General features: G+C 44.5%; 14 protein-coding genes. 3 read left to right on the top strand and 11 right to left on the bottom strand.

Translation table 11 applies throughout. The features are described from left to right. Positions 1–63: 63 nt before the first annotated feature. A complete protein-coding gene (locus V1U08_RS07175) occupies positions 64–546 on the bottom strand; it encodes a c-type cytochrome (RefSeq protein ID WP_239950004.1) in 483 nt (160 codons plus the stop codon). Positions 547–784: 238 nt separating this feature from the next. Here V1U08_RS07175 and V1U08_RS07170 point away from each other — a divergent pair, with 238 nt between their 5' ends. Continuing rightward, positions 785–1345: a sugar O-acetyltransferase gene (locus V1U08_RS07170; protein ID WP_118118608.1), complete on the top strand. Its 561-nt coding sequence runs from the start codon at positions 785–787 to the stop codon at positions 1343–1345. Between the two features lie 136 nt (positions 1346–1481). Here V1U08_RS07170 and V1U08_RS07165 read toward each other — a convergent pair whose 3' ends face one another. The 5 genes from V1U08_RS07165 to V1U08_RS07145 all read right to left on the bottom strand — a co-directional run bounded on the left by V1U08_RS07165 (position 1482) and on the right by V1U08_RS07145 (position 6940). Then, positions 1482–1958 (bottom strand): GNAT family N-acetyltransferase, encoded by a 477-nt coding sequence (locus tag V1U08_RS07165; RefSeq protein WP_330470304.1) that lies wholly within the window; start codon positions 1956–1958, stop codon positions 1482–1484. A 15-nt stretch (positions 1959–1973) separates the two neighbouring features. Then, positions 1974–2459, bottom strand: a complete 486-nt coding sequence (locus tag V1U08_RS07160; protein WP_330470303.1) for a GNAT family N-acetyltransferase — start codon at positions 2457–2459, stop codon at positions 1974–1976. 541 nt (positions 2460–3000) lie between these two features. Continuing rightward, positions 3001–3357: a DUF6404 family protein gene (locus V1U08_RS07155; protein WP_330470302.1), complete on the bottom strand. Its 357-nt coding sequence runs from the start codon at positions 3355–3357 to the stop codon at positions 3001–3003. A gap of 217 nt (positions 3358–3574) precedes the next feature. Beyond that, the gene (locus V1U08_RS07150; protein ID WP_330470301.1) at positions 3575–5512 is read right to left on the bottom strand and encodes a putative bifunctional diguanylate cyclase/phosphodiesterase; all 1938 of its coding nucleotides are present in this window, start codon (positions 5510–5512) and stop codon (positions 3575–3577) included. A 297-nt stretch (positions 5513–5809) separates the two neighbouring features. Further along, positions 5810–6940, bottom strand: coding sequence for an amidohydrolase (locus tag V1U08_RS07145; RefSeq protein WP_330470300.1), 1131 nt, complete (start codon positions 6938–6940; stop codon positions 5810–5812). Positions 6941–7216: 276 nt separating this feature from the next. On the opposite strand from V1U08_RS07145, the gene V1U08_RS07140 reads away from it, so the two are divergent. Together V1U08_RS07140 and V1U08_RS07135 are read left to right on the top strand one after the other, a co-directional pair. Then, a complete protein-coding gene (locus V1U08_RS07140; protein ID WP_330470550.1) occupies positions 7217–8173 on the top strand; it encodes an FCD domain-containing protein in 957 nt (318 codons plus the stop codon). Positions 8174–8634: 461 nt separating this feature from the next. Then, positions 8635–10791 (top strand): TonB-dependent receptor, encoded by a 2157-nt coding sequence (locus V1U08_RS07135; RefSeq protein WP_330470299.1) that lies wholly within the window; start codon positions 8635–8637, stop codon positions 10789–10791. Positions 10792–10880: 89 nt separating this feature from the next. Here the strand turns inward: V1U08_RS07135 and V1U08_RS07130 are convergent, their stop codons facing one another. The 5 genes from V1U08_RS07130 to acnD all read right to left on the bottom strand — a co-directional run bounded on the left by V1U08_RS07130 (position 10881) and on the right by acnD (position 19105). Next, positions 10881–12332: a bifunctional NUDIX hydrolase/phosphatase PAP2 family protein gene (locus V1U08_RS07130; protein ID WP_330470298.1), complete on the bottom strand. Its 1452-nt coding sequence runs from the start codon at positions 12330–12332 to the stop codon at positions 10881–10883. A gap of 395 nt (positions 12333–12727) precedes the next feature. Then, positions 12728–13204 (bottom strand): GNAT family N-acetyltransferase, encoded by a 477-nt coding sequence (locus V1U08_RS07125; protein ID WP_020336336.1) that lies wholly within the window; start codon positions 13202–13204, stop codon positions 12728–12730. 191 nt (positions 13205–13395) lie between these two features. Next, positions 13396–15273: a propionyl-CoA synthetase gene (locus V1U08_RS07120; protein WP_020336337.1), complete on the bottom strand. Its 1878-nt coding sequence runs from the start codon at positions 15271–15273 to the stop codon at positions 13396–13398. Positions 15274–15307: 34 nt separating this feature from the next. Continuing rightward, entirely contained in the window at positions 15308–16504 is a 1197-nt protein-coding gene (gene prpF, locus V1U08_RS07115) for a 2-methylaconitate cis-trans isomerase PrpF (RefSeq protein ID WP_330470297.1), read from the bottom strand. A 9-nt stretch (positions 16505–16513) separates the two neighbouring features. Further along, complete coding sequence (gene acnD / locus V1U08_RS07110) at positions 16514–19105, bottom strand: Fe/S-dependent 2-methylisocitrate dehydratase AcnD (RefSeq protein WP_268669300.1); 2592 nt, start codon at positions 19103–19105, stop codon at positions 16514–16516. Positions 19106–19204 lie beyond the last annotated feature (99 nt).

Here is a 19204-nt window from a genome sequence, read left to right as displayed (position 1 = left end):
CCGTTTTTGAATCTTGTTATACCGAGCGTCGGATAACTGTACGTGATAATTTATCGAGCGGCTTTACTCTGGTGGCTGTGGCCATTGAATATATGGTGGATTCGGTTCCTCTTCAGGAGGCACAAACGATGGAACCGTATTTTCTACACTGCCTAAACTCTTAACGTATTGGTAGACAGCGCGTAAGTCATCTTCTGTCATGGTGTTTAAAATCCACCAAGGCATCGGAGGCCTGGTTTTGAGCTCTTTTGCTGTGGCTACCCATTCTGATTCACTCAAATTACCAATGTACTCTCGCAAGTTTATAGGGTAAGTGGTTCCCCATGGCCCTCGAAAACCGAGCTGTTCGCCAAGTAGCCATTGAGACTCAGGTATGGCTCCACCACTCGGTGCATAACCAGCGGTATGACAATCGTTACAACCACCTATTGTTACCAAGTACTTTCCTTTCGCCTTGTTGTCATCTCCCATATCACTTGACGTAGCCACAGGAGAGATAAAGATAGTCATCAATAGAATTACGGAATGTATCCTTCGAATTGCCATAATAGCCATACCTATACTGTTTTATATTGGCTAATTATAGTTCTATTGATAAGAAGCGCGATTATTAACTGTTGAACACGCTAATTATTCTCTTTCTGAAATAAACTTACTCGCCTCTTCTTGATTATTACCCCTTTTAAATGAGCGAAATGCTACATATTTACAGCCATTTAGTTCATGTCTGAGTTCTAAAGCCTTCTCTATACTGTCTTAAATAATTTATCAGGAGGCTATGTGAATGACGGACTACGAAAAAATGGTGGCTGGGGAGCCGTACTTAATTAACGACCCTGAACTAGTAGAAATACGCTATCAAACCAGAGATAAAACGGATCACTTCAACCAGCTAAGTTCTCGTCAGACGGAAGAAAAAACACAGGTTATCAAAAGTATTTTTAAGCACGTGGGAGAAAACGTGCATATAGAGAAAGGCGTAAGAATTGACTACGGCATCAACACAACGCTTGGGAATAACGTTTTTATTAACTATAACTTTGTGCTGTTAGATTGTTGTCCAACGACGATTGGTGACAACGTTTTTATTGCACCCAATGTGCAAATTTATACGGCCATTCACCCACTAGACCCTCGCGAACGTAAAAAACATATTGGACAAGCAAAACCCATTACCATAGAAGATGACGTCTGGATTGGTGGAGGCTGCATTATTCTGCCTGGAGTAACGATAGGAAAAGGCAGCACAATTGGTGCTGGAAGCGTTGTAAATAAGTCTATCCCAGCAAACAGTGTGGCCGTAGGTAATCCGTGTAAAGTGGTTCGCTCGCTCGAATTTGTATAATCAAGGCTAACTGGTTTAAACAATTATTTAGGAAGCCTCGGATTACCATACGAGGCTTTGCTTCACCTATGCGCTCATCAGCCTTGCGACTCATTTAAATTCCTTCAGTCGCTTTCAGGTCTGCTCAAAGGCTGACTTAAATGGTGAGTTGAAACTGGCCATTTTGATTATTGAAACCCAGCTTCTTAAACAACGCCTGAGAACGAAAGTTACCATCATCTATATCTGCATATAACTTTGTAATTCCCAGCGATTTGGCATGTAAAAACAATACACTGAGTGCTTCAGACATATAGCCTTGCCGCCAGTAATCCGAATTAAGTAAACAACCTACCTCACATGCTTGACCACAATCACTAAAAGTGTGTAAGCCGCAAGTACCAATCACTTTATTGGTGCTTTTATCGGCAATTGCCCATTCTAATGATTCACCTGACTTCTCTAAACGGGCGACGCTCTCCAACATTTGCTGAATCATGTCTTGCGATGTAAAAACAGCATCGGAAGCAAACTCCATTGTTTGAGAATCACCATATATTTCAAACAGATCGTCTGCATCGTGCGCTGTGATCGCCCTTAACGTCACCCTACTTCCCAATAACTCAGGATTCATGCTTAGCCCTGATTGTTATGGTCTGAGCCATTTGTACATAACTAAACTGTCCACATACCCCAAACGACCATGTCTGTAGGCTTTAGGTATCGTACCAATTATACTGAAGCCAAGTTTTTGCCACAGGTTAACCGCGACTTCATTCGTCGAGACAACGCTATTGAATTGCATCGCTTCAAAACCAAGTTCTTCGGCTAGCTGTTGCGAATGCTCACACATCTTGCGAGCGATACCTTTCCCTCTCGCTTCGCTTGCAACCATATAGCCGCAATTACAAATATGATTGCTTGGGCCCATAGCATTAGGCTTCAGGTAGTAGGAACCTAAAATCACGTCATTTTCTACATAAACGTACGACTTCAACGGAACTTCACACCAGATGCGGTAAGCCTCTTCCAACGTCATTTCTGGGTCAAACGCGTAGGTTTCCTGAGCGCGAATAACGGCTGAAAAGGTTGGCCAAAATAACTCAAAATCAGCCTTCGTTGTTTCCCTGAACATTCAAATTCCTCTCGAACACAATACTTTGCGAAGACGTGAGCAACGCAAACTCTAACCTTTGTATACCTTTTGGTAGAGTGAGTAACCAGCTAGCAATAAACATGGAGTATACCAAGACATTGAGGTTACACTATATTTATTCGCCAACCTGTAAATCATATTGATCACCAAAGTCACCTCACAGGTTATATAGGCAATAAAAAAGGTTTTTATCCATTCAGCACATTTGTAAGTGCCTGATTGCAGCCAGGTCATTTCGTCAAGAATAAACGTGCATGAAACGAGAAATGAAACCCACAAGCACGAGGTTCTCGCACTTTCCAGCTCAAACCAATCTATAGACAAATTCAATAAAAAACTACTAACGAGAATAATGTTGAGAACGGACATCTCGGATACCATGCAGATAAATTCTGCAACAATAACAGACCATTATTTCTAGAAGCATACTTTTGGTACTACTGTTTGCGAGCAAGCTAACACCATTTAAAATTGAAGATACCAAGCGTTAGAAATCATCTTAAACGCCTGACATAGTGCGTTACTCGTAGTTTCGCTTACACCAGTTTTCCCAGTTATTTTCACCCAAACTCTTTCTAGCCTTGATAATTCTAAATATGGTGATAAATCCCATTAAAATACCAAACAAGGCGAAGCCAATAAGATAGAACCTCCAATGTTCAGGCTCTTTATGCCAAGAGAATGCCCACATGAACGCTCCCCATAATGGCCCCAAAAGTAAGCTATCCATTAAAAACACTTTTACTAGCGACTGGAATACTAGTGGCTTTTTCGAGAGGTCTTTGTATTTTGGCCAAACAAATATTGTTGGTTTAGTTAAGTCCACGGGAACACCTTTTTCAATCAAGTGCAACCGGATGAATTCTGCCTTTTCCATAAAAACCCCACTAAATATATGTCATTGGAATTTTAAGGCCATCAAGTCATTCGCCTGAAAGGATAAGCTAGATGTTGCGACAGATTTCAAAACTTAATTATTTAGTCGCTGGACCTAACGCGAGCAACGCAGGGATAAAAATGTGGGCTTTCCTGAACCACGGAGCCAATAACAGCAATTCTCTTCATGGTGCTCATCTCGTCTTCATCCTGACCTATCAACTCGTGTAGGGTGAACTCGTCCACGAAAGGAAAGATTCGCTAGCTTGCTTTTGGGGGTCTTGGCAATACGAGAGCATTTCTTGATACGATACGGGCTTGCTGTAAAGATAGCCTTGGTAAAAATCAATGTCGTTTTGTGCTATAGAATTTAGCTGCTCTTGTGATTCAATACCCTCTGCGATCACCTTAGTACCGATCGTATGAGCCATCTTAGTCACCGCAGAGACTATGCTTTGTTCTTTTTCATGCAGACAAATGTTATCAATGTATGATTTGTCGATTTTTATATAATCTATTTTTAAATTTCTAAGCACGGAAATAGAAGAGAAACCCGTTCCAAAGTCATCGACTGAAATCATCACACCGATCTCTTTTGCACTCAAAATACTTTGAGTTAGCTTCTCAATATTCGTAATCATTGCAGTTTCTGTGATTTCCAAATGAACATTGTTTGGGTTTACCGAATACTGAGAAATGAACAGTTTTAAACTATCCAAGAAGGTTTCATCTTCGAACTGAATAACCGAAACATTGATTGATATGGAAATGTACGGATGCATCTTGTTAACAGCAGCTAACGCTTCAATAGCCATTTTTAACACTAACCGCCCAAGATCTATTATCAATCCATACTCTTCAGCCACCTTTATAAATTCGTCAGGCGAGACTCGTTGCCCTTTTAAATCCCACCTAACTAATGCTTCAAAAGAGTGTATCTTATCGTCTCTGACGCTTGCTATTGGCTGATATTGCATATAAAAACTATTATCGTTAATCGCTTTTTTTATAGCTTCACATAGATACTCTTTTCGTTCATAACTCTCTTGTATATTCTTGCCAAAACAACTAACACGTAAGTTATTTCTTTTGCCATGACTAACAGCCAAATACGCATTTCTGATTGCAGTATTGATTGGGACGCTATCATCACAAATATAATAGCCAATATGATAGTCCGGCTTAACACGAATACTTCCTGACTGAAAATACACGGTTATCTGTTTCTTTAAATTACTAATAAATTGTTCTAGTTCTACTTTTGAAAAAACGTAAGTGTGTATAATAAATTCATCACTCCCATACCGGGCAGAAATTGAACCGTGAAGTTTATCATTATTTAATAATATCTCACCAACTTCCGAAATAATAAAGTCACCATACTCATGACCATAGTTATCGTTAATAAGATGCAGATTTTCTATATCAACATGTATAAAGCTATTGAGTAGTGCAGGATTGTTTTTATTAATGCGTTTTATAGCAATCGCTGGGGCGAAATTATTTCGGTTATATAACCCGGAAAGCATATCACGACGTTCTAATGTAAGTATTCTACTGGTCCTAGAGTCAACCTCATTTTCAAGGCTTGATACTAAGCTTTCAATTTTAGTTTGATTATCGATTGATGCGTAAACAAAATTGGCACTTCTTATGGCTGTCAAACATAGTGCAATTCCATAAACGATCCCCATTACCCCAAAGTTTCTTAGCGTAACATCGTTTCCAGTAAGTAATATAAAGCTGTATGGAAAGATGGTAATTGCTACGTACACCAGAGCGGAACGCCGATCAACAGAGAGTAATGTGACGCTACCACCCGACATCCCACAAAAAATGACTAGCGTGAACATGACTTCTTCTAACGTCATTGTTTGATGAAATATATAAGGGTATGCAGCCCATGCAATTGCTGAGATAGTGACACCAATAAAATGAAAGTCTAATTTATATTGGTTGTCGTTAGAAATACCATAATGAACCCAATAACGTACACCGGTAATTGCATAGATCAACAGCAACCAATAAATTTTCTCATTAGTAGCATGAGGCCCATATACATTAGTCATTACTAAAATTGACGCAATGCAAACATTGATCGCCAGTAAGGTGACAATATTAGAGGAAAAGACTAATAAATGGCTGCGTTTGTTCATATAAAACACTAAGCAATTGGTTGCACTATTCTATTTAAACTAGCTTGTCTAACCAAATAAGTCTATATATTTACTCGATTTAATTGCACAAATAATATTTGATAAGAAAATTACTATATTGAGAATGATACCTTACTAAGTTTACAGTAATCTTAACACTCTCAGGTAAAAGTTCGCCGACTCAAACGACGGACAGAAGCGTGTCTGAGTTTCCTAACACGCTTAATTACCAATAGTCACACGAGATGCATGGACAAAGTCACTTCGTTTGATCATCAACACGTTCGAGAGCAGTATCTAGAACCCATTAATCCTTTCTATCAGGCTGAAGAAAATCGCTCGTCCGACAGGGGTCAGCTCATCAGGAAAATCATAATCAGGGTTATGCAACTGCGGACTCTCCCGACCTGAACCTAATACAAACATGGCGCCCTGTTTCGCGACTTGGGTAAACTGACCGAAATCTTCTGACCAACGCATTGGTTCATCAAGCAAAGTATACGCCGTCCCAGTATCGCGGCAAGCCTGCACGACGAGCTCACAACCCTGCTTCGAGTTCACGCTGGACTGAAATACATCCTGCCATTCCAGTGACCAATTTAATCCATAGCTGTCTGCATTTTGCTCGGCCAATGCGCTTGCTGCTTCGACTAAGGCTTGCATCGTCTGATTACTTTCACTACGCAGTGTGGCCATCACGACCGCTTCCCCAGGAGCCGTGCCAAACGCGACTTCCCCTAATTTTGCGTGAATCACTGTTACCCAGCAGCGCTCGCTAAGAGATTCGGGCAGAGTATTCAGTTGCGAGATAATATTACACATCGCCATAGCCGGACTTACACCATTTTCCGGGTGTGCCGCGTGTGAAGTTTTGCCCTGCAAACGAATGATCATTCCCCGCGAGGCGCAGTTAAACGGGCCGGATTTTACGGCGACGTGTCCGAGAGGCAGACCGGGGTAGTTGTGCAGAGCAAACGCATAGTCGGGCATCATATCGGTAAACTTCGGGTCATTCACCATGTTGATCGCCCCTTCTCCCGTTTCTTCCGCAGGTTGAAAAGCAAGAATCACTCTTCCACTGGCAGGACGGTTTTGACTGAGCATCTCCCCCAACGAGGATACAATCGCCATATGCCCATCGTGCCCACATTTATGAGAAACACCGTGGTGAACAGAGCGATGATCGAAGGTATTCGTTTCATCAATCGGTAGCGCATCCAGTTCGCAACGAATCAGTGTCGTCGGTCCCGGTTTATAGCCTTGGTAAATAAACGCCAAACCACTTCCGCCAAGGCCGGTGACGACTTTATCCGGTGCAAAATGGCGGAATTGTTCCATAATGCGCTGCGCGGTTTCGGTTTCCTGATTGGATAACTCTGGAAATTGATGAAGCGTGTGGCGAAACTGGGTCCAACAAATATCAGCCATAAAACAATGTCCTCCGTGACCATGGCATAAGATTGAGTAAAACCAGAGAGTAGCGTAACTCAACCTACTATATCATTCCGCACATTTCACCTGTCGTTACGTGTAACGTTGAGTATTCCTATGCCACAGGTCGGAATAACGATAATGTTCAGTTCACTATTCTCGTCGTCTCACAGCTTTTAAGCTTTGTATTTATGCTGCGAAAACACAATTTATAGCAATCAAATGCGTTTGTGTTTACCATGAAGACAAATGTACCAACCGCGTTTTCACTCTATGGGCACGACAGCAATCACACGACTCCAACAAGACTTATTATTCAAAGTTATCGCAAAACTAAAGGCAGACAATGCGCTGGCTGGTTGTAGTTTGAATGAATCGTCTTTAGCGTTGCAGTTCGACGTATCAAGAACACCAATCCGCGCCGTGCTTAAATATATGGCCGATCAAGGCATCACTAAAGCGGTTCCTAACAAAGGTTTTGTGCTACTCATCGACGCTGAAAATATTGCGGAAATGGGACAAAACACCAATCAGCAATCCCGTGAAGAGAAACTTTATCTTCGAGTACTTATGGATCTGTTTTTTGGTGAGCTGGAGTGCCCTATATCAGAGAAAGAGCTTCAAGTGCGTTATGACGCCAACCGAGGTGAGATACAAAATGTTCTGCGACTGCTGGAAAGTGACGCGATCCTCCACCGAAGTCCAGGCTACAAGTGGCAACTTGAAGGTGTGCTGAATACACTCGACAGGCATACAGAAAGCTATCGATGCCGCCTTATATTCGAACCCGCAGGTCTGCTCGAACCAAGCTGGAAGCTGGATCGTGCCACACTTGAAACTCTACTAGACCGTCACCTACAAGCCATTGCCGAACCACAAACCATAACGGCAAGCCAGCTATTTAATTTAAGCGCTGAATTTCACGAAGTACTCGCGTTTTGCTCGGGTAATCGTTTTTTGTTGGGCATCATGCAGCAACACAACCGTCTGCGAAAAGCCACCGATCTGGTATCCATGCATATTCAATCCTCTGTGACGACCTCTTGCCAACGACGCGTCGAGATCATTGAACTGTTGTTAAAGGGAAATAACACTCAAGCCGCAACAAAGCTCGCTCAATTGCTGGAAAATGACATTCGCGTTATGAAACGAACCTATCAAGATGTGATGAATGTACCTCGTGCGCAGCGAGAGAGCCTATTAAACAACATTGCCCACAAACTCATTTAGCTGGACTTCGAGTTCTACACCTGGGTCCTACTCGCTCCAACCTTCCATTTTTCCACTAGCTCAACATTCCGAGAGCCTGACTAACTGTGTACAGGCTCTTTTACTCATCCCATAGCTTTGCTTGTTCATTCCTATTTTTTTCAACGCTTCGCACTGAAAACACTCAACCAACGCTGGCGTAAACAAAAGTTGCACTTGCATATTGTATTTTTGCATCAAAAATACAATAATAATGATTCTTATTTAGAATAAAGGGTTGTCGCAGTGAAATTCCGCGGTTTGACGACGTTCAATGAACCGCTAACACCACATCGAATCTGCCCGACTTGTAGCAATCTAAGTTGTTTTGTCTTTCATTTACCAGTGACAGACGAAGGCTTATTTAATTAAAACAAAATCAAAGGTCAGCGACCCTATCAGAGGATTTAAGAGTCCTTTTGTTGATAAACATAGAGAAGAAAATGAACAATAAAAAAGGAAGTTTAAAGATTTCCACTGTTGCACTTGCCGTAACCGCTGCAAGTACAGTGTTGGCAGCCCAAGCAGAAGAATACGTCACTGATGAAAAAGTGGTTATTGTTTCAAGCCGCACCCCTAAAGCGATCAGTGATATTCCGGGCACAGTTTGGTATATCGACTCCGAACAGATCGAACAAGAATATCGTGGAGGGAAATCGCTTGGTGAGATCCTGGCGTCAACCATTCCATCGTTAGATGTAAGCAGCGGTGCAAGAACCAATTACGGCCAAAACCTGCGTGGACGTAAGATGCTCGTCATGATTGACGGTGTCTCTTTGCAATCATCCCGACAAATCAGTCGATATTTAGATTCCATTGATCCATTTAATATTGATCGCATTGAAGTTCTTTCGGGGGCAACCTCTTTGTATGGTGCTGGCGCTTCAGGTGGCGTGATTAACATCATAACGAAAAAAGCCCAGAGCGAAGATATTGAGTTTGAATCCTTTATTGGTGGGTCTTCAGGCTTTAACTCCGGCGAAGATTTTGATTATAAAGTAGGTCAAGCCATCTCTGGTGGCAGTGAAAAGATTCAAGCCCGCGCTTCTGTTATGTACAGTGAAACACAAGGCTACTTTGATGCTAATGGCGACATTGTGACTCCGGACATTTCGCAGGGCTCGTTACAGTTTAATAAAACCGTTGATTTTCTAACAACCGCTGGCGTTAATATTTCTGAGACAAAGAAACTGAATCTTTTGGCACAATACTATGACAGCCAACAAGATTCGCCTTATGGTCTGTACATTGTCGGTGGCGATTTTGTTGATGTGCGAAAAGGCTTTGATTCAGACCGCGAACATGGAACCGAGCGTATGATGCTCAGTGCTTCTTACGTCGACGAGCAGTTTCTCGGACATCATCTGATTGCAGAAGCTTCGTACCGTAAAGAAGACCAAACTTACACACCTTATTATCAGTCTTCTGGTCAACAAATTACCGATGTTGTTTCGTTAAAAGCGGCGCTGGCGAAAAGCTTTGACCGACTAAACATCGTTTATGGCATCGACGCTTATCAGGATAAACTCGACAGCAATCAAGCGCTCTACGATCCAACCATCGCTAACAATTCGGGCAATCTGATCAACAAAACTTACGCGAAAGTTGGCCGATATCCTGGTATCGAAGTCAGTTCCATTGCCGGATTTGTGCAAACTGATTATGCAATCACTGATGACTGGACCGTTGAAGGCGGTATTCGTTACCAATACATATCAAACGAGATTGACGATTTTATTGGCTACAGCCAACAGAAGAAAATAGCAGCAGGCAATGGTACTTCCGCTGATGCCGTTCCGGGCGGTGAAACCGACTACAGTGTTAGCCTATTTAACTTGGGTACGGTTTATCATTTAGATAGCGATTCGCAAATTTGGGCGAACTTCTCTCAAGGCTTCGACCTAGCAGACCCGGCTAAGTACTATGGACAAGGAGACTACACCCTTGTTGGCGATCACTGGCAGCTTAACGATAGCATCAACGTAAATAAATCTAAGATGTCGGGCATTAAAACCAACAGCTTTGAACTTGGTTACCGCCTGGATACTGGCGATCTGAATGTACAAACCGCCGCTTATTATTCACAGTCTGATAAGTCAGTGACATATAACAAGACAACCATGCTCATCGATGAAATTGATGACAAGAAGCGTGTCTACGGCCTGGAAGCGATGGCGTCTTACTGGATGAATGACAATATTCAGCTCGGAGCATCGGGTCATTACGTCATCTCAGAAGTCAAAGGCGACGGCGGCTGGCAAGACTTTACCGCGGGTGAAGCGAGTACCTCAAAAGCGAACGCGTGGGCGGGTTGGGTTGACTCGGAGCTATCAGTAAAAGTCCAAAGCCAAACCATGTTTGACTACAAAGATGACGATAAAAATGAACTCAATGGCTACACCGTGTTTGATCTCGTCGGTAACTATCAACTTCCCGTTGGTAGCCTAGGCTTTGGTATTCAAAACCTGTTCGATAAAGATTACACCACCATCTGGGGTCAGCGCGCTCAAATTGTGTATTCGTCTCATTACGAATCAGCAGCCTACGATTACAAAGGCCGCGGAAGAACGTTTGTTCTGAACTATCAAGTCAAGTACTAATCCGTACAACTTGAAAAACCATTCAAATAGAACAACGAAAAAGCCTCACAAAGATGTGAGGCTTAATTGTATCTGGTTACAAGTGAGTCCTATTCGACGTCCAGTACTCTGCTTTTCAAACGCTTGCCTTGAGTCAATTTTCTTACCAGAAGCGTGAATAACAGCATCAACATTGGGTATTGCAGCGTGATAAATACCAGAGACCAAAAGCCGCTGTACGATACGCTCGTTGCTGAATACAGGTACAACTGCTGTGCTAATATCAAAGCCAAAATAACAAAAACAGCCTGTCTGACACTTAACTGCACTTGGGATTTATCAAACGTCAAAACGATCACAGAGGCCGCCATCAGAATAGCGAGCCAGTTGCCAAATACTGGTAACGGCCAAACAACACAAATCACCGCCGTAAATACCGTCATAGCCAACCACACTCCTTTCGAAGTGAGTAACTGATCAACGTGTATCTCCGGGTTTACTTCCAAACGCAGAATATGCCAAGCGACCAAAATACCCAACAACGCCCCCAGCAACATATCCAAGATAAAAGCCGTACCAAGGAAGAATTTAGCCAGCACAACCAGCAACGTCATACCAATAATCAGCCCCGTTGAGCCATTTACGCCAAAGTTACCGATTTTGTGGAATAGAAAAGTGAGCACACAGCACCACACTGCGATAGGCAAGCTTGGAAAACTGAAACCGAAGCTGTGTGTAAGCTCGACCACTGGCATATAAACATGCGGTCTTGGCAATGAAAATCCCTGCTGCGCGACAAGTATCATCACTGACGTTACTGAAATTGCGAAAAATAGTCGAAAAACAAACCGGCTACCAAATCGCATCATCACGAACGGGAACAAAAACAGTAAAATGGTTGGTGCCGTGAGCTCTAAAATCATTTCGGCAGCCTGAGAAGCCGTCTGAAAACTGGTTGCTGACAATGAGCCGACCCAGTTTTGTAACTCCATCATCCAATCCAGTTCGATTTGACGAAACGATGGTGCAGACTCAATCAAATGATTAATGTAATGCACTGGTTGATGCGTCGCATCGTTGAAATAATCAACGACCGTTTGCCACTGTGCGGGATAACGATAAGTAGAAACGGGAAGCTGTTCTGGTGTTAGCAACATTGCTGACGCGATTTCGACACCATAATGTGGCGCAAACCAAATTGGTAGCTCATTTCCCCCCATCGAATTGATCATTGAGTAAGAAATGATCTCCGAATCTGACACACAGTCAAAGAACACGGCCGTCTCAGTGCGGCCTAACTCTTTGCCCACCGTAACGACTAATCCGGTTTCTTCCCAAGTTTCCCTTTGAGCAGCGGCTCTTGGTTGTTCGCCTTCAATTATTGTGCCTCCGGGCAAAGAAATTCGATTGGTTAGGATCTCGTGAATCAATACCAATTTATCATCTGCTCGCACAACACAAAGTGCGCCTTTTACTGACTCTGAAGACGACGACGCAGCAATAGCGGGGGAACTACCCAGTAATACGCAGTAAAGAGTGAGGAAAAATAACTGTCTCAACACAAAATGTAACCTTTAATAATAACCGACGTGTGAAGGCAGCAATACTGATAGATTTTGGAAAAACTTAGTGATGCCTTATGCGTATGATACATAAGACCGGGGAAGTTAGAGATAAAAAATTAATCTAACGCTGACATTACCCGGACATAATGCGTAATTGCGATGGCAATTCTGACAGTTATATGGGTTCATGTCAGGAAAATTTCTGCTCCATGTTTAAATTCTCAGTTCTGCAACTGAGATTAGGCGCATTTGTTTAAAATGAATAATTTCTAGCAATGTTTTGGGAATGCTCCATCCTCCATGAAAATGCAACTAAATGCATTTATATATTATTCTCCGAAATAAGGCTGTTCGGATTTAATCAGAATCACCAGGCATGATCAGCGGTGTTCTTAAGCAATGGGTTTTCTTAAGCAATGAATGTGGTGACCAAATCCCTGCTTTTCATAGAGCGCTAACGCTTGTTGATTAAAGTTCCATACTTCGACAAACATCTGCTTCGCGCCATAATTAATAAAAGTGGATTCAATTCTATCAAGCAGTGCTTTTGCGACCCCTTGCTTTCTGAACTCAGGCAACACGTACAGTTCATCAACACTGCCCATCATCACTGGCTTACTGACGACAGAAATTAGCTCACAGAAGTGACCAGAAACAAACCCTATAATTTCATCGTCCTTTGCAGCGACATAAACCAGACATTCTGGGTTATCTATATAGCGTCCGATGCTTTTCTCTTCTTCAATTTCTTCTGCCGTTTTAAACAGTTCCGGTGATTGAACATGATGCTCATCATGCAAGTCGAACATAAGGTCATTGAGAATAGAGATGTCGTCAAAACACGCCGATTTAATTACAAATGCACTCATAAAAAAGCTTACTAAAATTTGAACCTTTGTAGTTTGTGACCAAAGTACAGGGATAGCAAGTCACTAGGATCAATAAAGTCGTTATTTGGTTATTCTTACTGCGACCATATTGAAATTACCACTCGCCGGAAAGAAAAAAGCCCCTGCAGGGATTGCAGGGGCAAAACATTAAACGTGGAATAGATTAAATGCTATCGACGAAGAACACGTTCGATTTCACTCAGACTGGTTGGATCGTCAATGGTTGATGGAACCGTGTATTTCTCACCATCAGCAATTTGGCGAATGGTTCGACGTAAGATTTTCCCTGAACGCGTTTTCGGTAAGCGATCAACGACCAGCGCATGCTTAAAGCAGGCAACCGCACCGATCTCACTACGTACTTTTCCGACCAACTCGCCTTCCAGATCCAACTCGTCAACTTTAACGCCGTCTTTCAGTACCACAAAGCCAAGTGGAAGCTGCCCTTTCAGATCATCGTGAATGCCAACTACAGCACATTCTGCGATGGCCGGGTGACCACCAACGATTTCCTCCATCTCACCAGTAGAGAGGCGGTGACCAGCGACGTTAATCACATCATCAATACGTCCCATGATGAATAGGTAGCCGTCTTCGTCGAGATAACCACCGTCACCCGACACATAGTAGCCTGGGAACTGGCTCAGATAACCTGTCTCAAAACGATCATGGTTACGCCATACGGTTGGTAAACAGCTTGGCGGTAACGGACGTTTTAGCGCAACGAAACCTTGCTGATTGGCTTTCACTGGCTCACCAAGTTCATCAAGAATTTCAACTTGATAACCCGGAATTGGCTTTGTCGAAGATCCGGCTTTAACTGGCATCATTTCAATACCTGTTGGGTTACCCGCGATAGCCCAACCCGTTTCGGTTTGCCACCAGTGATCGATAACCGGTTTGTCGGCTTTGCTTTGCACCCATTCAAGAGTTGGAGGGTCCAAACGCTCACCAGCCATAAAGATGGTTTTTAAGTTAGACAAATCGTAATGTTTTAAAAACTCACCTTCTGGGTCTTCTTTCTTAATCGCGCGGAATGCGGTAGGTGCAGAGAACAACGCATCCACCTTGTACTCATCACATACCCGCCAGAAAGCTCCCGGATTAGGCGTTCTAACCGGTTTGCCTTCAAACAGTATCGTTGTACAGCCATGAATCAATGGTGCGTAAACAATGTAAGAGTGCCCTACTACCCAGCCAACATCAGATGCAGCCCAGAACACGCCACCCTGTGGAATATTGTAAATGGCACTCATTGAGTACTTCAGCGCTACCGCATGGCCACCGTTGTCACGAACCACGCCTTTCGGTTTACCCGTCGTACCTGATGTGTAAAGGATGTAGAGCGGATCTGTCGCCAGTACTGGTACACAAGCGTGTGGAAGTGCTTGGCTGTACTCTTGCTGCCAATCCAGATCTCTTTCTTGGTTTAGCTCGGCTTCACATTCCGGACGCTGGAAAACAAACACTTTCTCTGGCTTCCAACGGCTATCCATGATGGCTTTGTCCACCATTGGCTTGTATGGAATGATTTTGCTGATTTCGATACCACACGATGCCGTCATGATGACTTTAGGCTCGGCATCTTCAATACGCACTGCCAGCTCATTTGGTGCAAAGCCACCAAACACGACTGAGTGAATCGCGCCTAAACGTGCACACGCAAGCATCGCCATTGCCGCTTCTGGGATCATCGGCATGTAAATAACGACTCGGTCGCCTTTTTCTACACCTTGAGCAGACAACATACCGGCAACTTTCGCGACTTGATCGCGCAGCTCAGTGTAGGTATAGGTCTTTTTATTCCCTGTCACTGGTGAATCATAAATCAGAGCGGCGGTATCACCTCGACCTTGTTCACAATGGTAATCCAGTGCTAACCAAGACGTGTTCATCACGCCATCTGGGAACCAACGCTCAATACCGTTTTCATCAGTATTCAAGATGGTCTTTGGAGATTCGAACCAGTCGATATTCTCCGCTTGAGCGCGCCAAAAACTCTCCGGTTCGTTTTTCGCCCATAAATATTCTTTTTCGTATGAAGACATATTGCTTCCTCCAGTATGTCCTGACATTGCTTCTCTATTCAAAGACATTGGAGGGTACACGCACAAATCCCTCCATCAGTATTCTCGCACTTCGGCTCATGATGGCTTTTTGCACCACCCAGCCCTGTTCAGTTTGCTTCGCTTGTGCCCCAACTTTTAACGTTCCTGATGGGTGGCCAAAAGTCACCGACTCTTTTTCACCGCCACCAGCTGCCAGGTTAACCAGCGTTCCCGGCACACATGCTGCAGACGCGATTGCAACGGCTGCTGTTCCCATCATTGCATGGTGAAGTTTGCCCATCGACAACGCGCGGACAAGCACATCGATATCGGTATCATTTACCGCTTTGCCACTTGAAGAAAGGTAGCTTTTCGGTTTGGATACAAAAGCGATTTTTGGTGTGTGCTGGCGTGTCTGAGCTTCTCCTAGTTCAGAAATCAGACCCATTTTTAACGCGCCATGAGCTCGGATCGATTCAAACATTGCCAATGCAGCGTCATCGTTATTGATATCATCTTGTAGCTCAGTACCCTGATAGCCAATCGACTCAGCATCAATGAAAATGGTCGGAATACCCGCGTTGATAAACGTGGCATTGAAAGTGCCCACATCAGGCACCACCAAATCATCGACTAAGTTACCCGTTGGGAACATACTGCCTTCACCGTCCGCCGGGTCAACAAAGTCCACTTGAATCTCTGCCGCTGGGAATGTCACGCCATCGAGTTCAAACTCGCCGATTTCTTGCACGAAACCATTGACGATTGGCACGTGGATCAAGATGGTTTTACTGATGTTCACCTGCCAAACGCGCACCGTCACAATCCCATTTTCAGGAATGCGATCTTGTGGAATCAAGCCAGCATGAATGGCGAAGGGACCGACTGCCGCAGACAAATTGCCGCAGTTACCACTCCAGTCTACGAATGGCTTATCAATCGACACTTGGCCAAATAAGTAGTCAACGTCATGATCGTCTTGGCTGCTGCGTGAAACAATCACTATTTTACTAGTACTGGAGGTTGCGCCACCCATACCGTCGATTTGCTTCGCATAAGGATCCGGGCTGCCGATTACGCGTAACAATAGCTTGTCACGCGCGGCTCCAGCCACTTGCGCTTCTTCAGGCAAATCTTCGAGGTTGAAAAAGACCCCTTTACTCGTGCCGCCACGCATATACGTCGCCGGCACTTTGATTTGGCTCATTTGATTCGGAGTATTGTTTTCCATAACCACTCCTTATTGCGCCAAGAAATCTTGCGCGAAACGCTGCAGTACGCCACCCGCGTTATACACGTGAACTTCATCAGCGGTGTCTAGGCGACAGGTAACAGGAACGTCGACTTTTTCGCCATTGCTGCGTGTAATGACCAAGGCTAAATCAGCGCCCGGCTTAATCTCGCCAACTACGTCGTAAAGTTCCGTACCATCCAGTTCTAGCGTATTGCGGTTAACACCTGGTTTGAATTGCAGTGGCAGTACGCCCATACCAACCAAGTTAGTGCGGTGGATACGCTCAAAGCCTTCAGCAACGATTGCTTCTACCCCTGCCAATCGAACGCCTTTTGCGGCCCAGTCACGGGATGAACCCTGACCGTAATCCGCGCCAGCTACCACGATCAGTGGTTGTTTACGGTTCATGTAAGTTTCAATTGCTTCCCACATGCGAACAACCTGACCTTCTGGCTCAATTCGAGCTAGAGAACCCTGTACCACTTCGCCGTTTTCTTTCACCATCTCGTTGAACAGTTTCGGGTTAGCAAAGGTCGCACGTTGCGCCGTTAAGTGGTCGCCACGGTGGGTTGCGTAAGAGTTAAAATCCTCTTCTGGCACACCCATTTTCGCTAGGTATTCACCTGCCGCACTGCTCGCCATGATCGCATTCGATGGCGATAGGTGGTCGGTCGTGATGTTGTCACCAAGAACTGCTAAAGGACGCATGCCAGACAGCGTTCTTTCACCCGCTAGTGCACCTTCCCAGTATGGAGGACGACGAATGTAAGTACTCATCGGACGCCAGTCGTAAAGCGGATTCGAGTTTTGCGCCGCGTCATCCAGCTTGAACATCTGGATGTAAACCTGGTTAAACTGCTCTGGTTTAACGTGTTTACCAACCACCGCATCGATCTCTTCGTCGCTTGGCCACAAATCATTTAGGTAAATTGGTTTGCCGTTTTGGTCAGTACCCAGTGCATCACGCTCGATATCAAAACGAATCGTACCCGCTAGCGCATAAGCGACAACCAATGGTGGTGAAGCCAAGAAAGCTTGCTTCGCGTAAGGGTGGATTCGACCATCAAAGTTACGGTTACCAGACAGTACCGCTGTCGCGTACAAATCGCGATCGATGATCTCTTGCTGAATTTTTGGATCCAACGCACCGCTCATACCGTTACAGGTGGTACATGCGTAGCCGACGATACCAAAGCCAAGCTTCTCTAGTTCTGGCAGTAAGCCTGCTTCTTCCAGGTAAAGACGCGCAACTTTAGAACCCGGAGCAAATGATGACTTCACCCAAGGTTTACGTACAAGGCCAAGCTCGTTGGCTTTTTTCGCTACAAGACCCGCAGCGACGACGTTTCGTGGGTTACTGGTGTTAGTACACGATGTGATCGCAGCGATGATCACCGCGCCATCTGGCAACTCGCCCTCTTTCTCTTCCCAAGCACCAGAAATGCCACGTTGTGCCAGCTCAGAAGTAGGCAAACGGCGGTGAGGGTTCGAAGGGCCAGCCATGTTACGGCTTACTGATGACAAATCGAACTCAAGTACACGCTCGTAAACTGCATTATCAAGATCATCTGCCCAAAGGCCGGTTTGTTTCGCGTATTTCTCAACTAAGTCGACTTGCTGTTCATCACGACCAGTCAGTTTCAGGTAGTTGATGGTCTGTTCGTCAATGTAGAACATACCCGCTGTTGCGCCGTATTCTGGCGTCATGTTGGAGATGGTTGCGCGGTCACCGATAGTCAGGTCTCGTGCACCTTCGCCAAAGAATTCAAGGTAAGAAGAAACAACGCGCTCATTACGCAGGAACTCGGTAATCGCCAAAACGATATCCGTTGCGGTAATGCCCGGTTGACGTTTACCCGTCAGTTTTACACCAACGATATCTGGCAGACGCATCATCGATGGTCGGCCAAGCATTACAGTTTCTGCTTCCAGACCACCAACACCAATCGCGATAACACCAAGCGCATCAACGTGAGGCGTGTGACTGTCAGTACCTACACAGGTATCCGGGTAAGCAATGCCCTGCTTCGCCTGCACCACTGGAGACATTTTTTCCAGGTTGATTTGGTGCATGATGCCGTTACCAGCTGGGATTACGCTGACGTTTTCAAATGCGGTTTTACACCACTCGATAAAGTGGAATCGGTCTTCATTTCGGCGCTCTTCAATCGCACGGTTTTTCTCAAATGCGTCTGGCTCAAACCCTGCGTGTTCTACCGCAAGTGAGTGGTCAACAATAAGCTGTGTTTCAACCACTGGGTTTACTTTTGCAGGGTCACCGCCCTGATCGGCAATCGCATCGCGAAGACCAGCCAAGTCAACCAGAGCCGTCTGGCCTAAGATGTCGTGACATACGACACGTGCAGGATACCAGGGAAAATCGAGATCACGCTTACGCTCAATAAGCTGTTTTAGGCTGTCGGTTAATACGTTTGGATCGCAGCGTCGTACAAGCTGCTCGGCAAGAACGCGTGAGGTATAAGGGAGCGTTTCATAGGCTCCAGGAGAAATAGTATTTACGGCTTCGCGGGCATCAAAGTAATCAAGTTGAGTCCCCGGAAGCGACTTACGATATTGGGTATTAATATTTGTGCTCATGGTTTGCTTCCATTCAATCTGTACATCTTGGCCTTCTCCCCATCACTCTAGAAACGTTACTCTAGAAAAGTTGTTTGGAGACTTGATTGGAGAACTGTT

Origin of the sequence: Vibrio sp. YYF0003, assembly GCF_036350715.1 — a bacterium.
Classification (GTDB): domain Bacteria; phylum Pseudomonadota; class Gammaproteobacteria; order Enterobacterales; family Vibrionaceae; genus Vibrio; species Vibrio natriegens.
The sequence above is the reverse complement of the archived record's forward strand: the minus strand, read 5'-3'. Positions and strand labels throughout refer to the sequence as shown.

Bases quoted from the DNA above. Each gene is read 5' to 3' on its own strand.
- V1U08_RS07145 (WP_330470300.1), bottom strand. From the start codon at position 6,940: ATGGCTGATATTTGTTGGACCCAGTTTCGCCACACGCTTCATCAATTT.
- V1U08_RS07125 (WP_020336336.1), bottom strand. From the start codon at position 13,204: ATGAGTGCATTTGTAATTAAATCGGCGTGTTTTGACGACATCTCTATT.
- V1U08_RS07140 (WP_330470550.1), top strand. From the start codon at position 7,217: ATGGGCACGACAGCAATCACACGACTCCAACAAGACTTATTATTCAAA.
- acnD (WP_268669300.1), bottom strand. From the start codon at position 19,105: ATGAGCACAAATATTAATACCCAATATCGTAAGTCGCTTCCGGGGACT.
- V1U08_RS07170 (WP_118118608.1), top strand. From the start codon at position 785: ATGACGGACTACGAAAAAATGGTGGCTGGGGAGCCGTACTTAATTAAC.
- V1U08_RS07160 (WP_330470303.1), bottom strand. From the start codon at position 2,459: ATGTTCAGGGAAACAACGAAGGCTGATTTTGAGTTATTTTGGCCAACC.
- V1U08_RS07175 (WP_239950004.1), bottom strand. From the start codon at position 546: ATGGCAATTCGAAGGATACATTCCGTAATTCTATTGATGACTATCTTT.
- V1U08_RS07135 (WP_330470299.1), top strand. From the start codon at position 8,635: ATGAACAATAAAAAAGGAAGTTTAAAGATTTCCACTGTTGCACTTGCC.
- V1U08_RS07165 (WP_330470304.1), bottom strand. From the start codon at position 1,958: ATGAATCCTGAGTTATTGGGAAGTAGGGTGACGTTAAGGGCGATCACA.
- V1U08_RS07150 (WP_330470301.1), bottom strand. From the start codon at position 5,512: ATGAACAAACGCAGCCATTTATTAGTCTTTTCCTCTAATATTGTCACC.
- V1U08_RS07155 (WP_330470302.1), bottom strand. From the start codon at position 3,357: ATGGAAAAGGCAGAATTCATCCGGTTGCACTTGATTGAAAAAGGTGTT.
- prpF (WP_330470297.1), bottom strand. From the start codon at position 16,504: ATGGAAAACAATACTCCGAATCAAATGAGCCAAATCAAAGTGCCGGCG.
- V1U08_RS07120 (WP_020336337.1), bottom strand. From the start codon at position 15,273: ATGTCTTCATACGAAAAAGAATATTTATGGGCGAAAAACGAACCGGAG.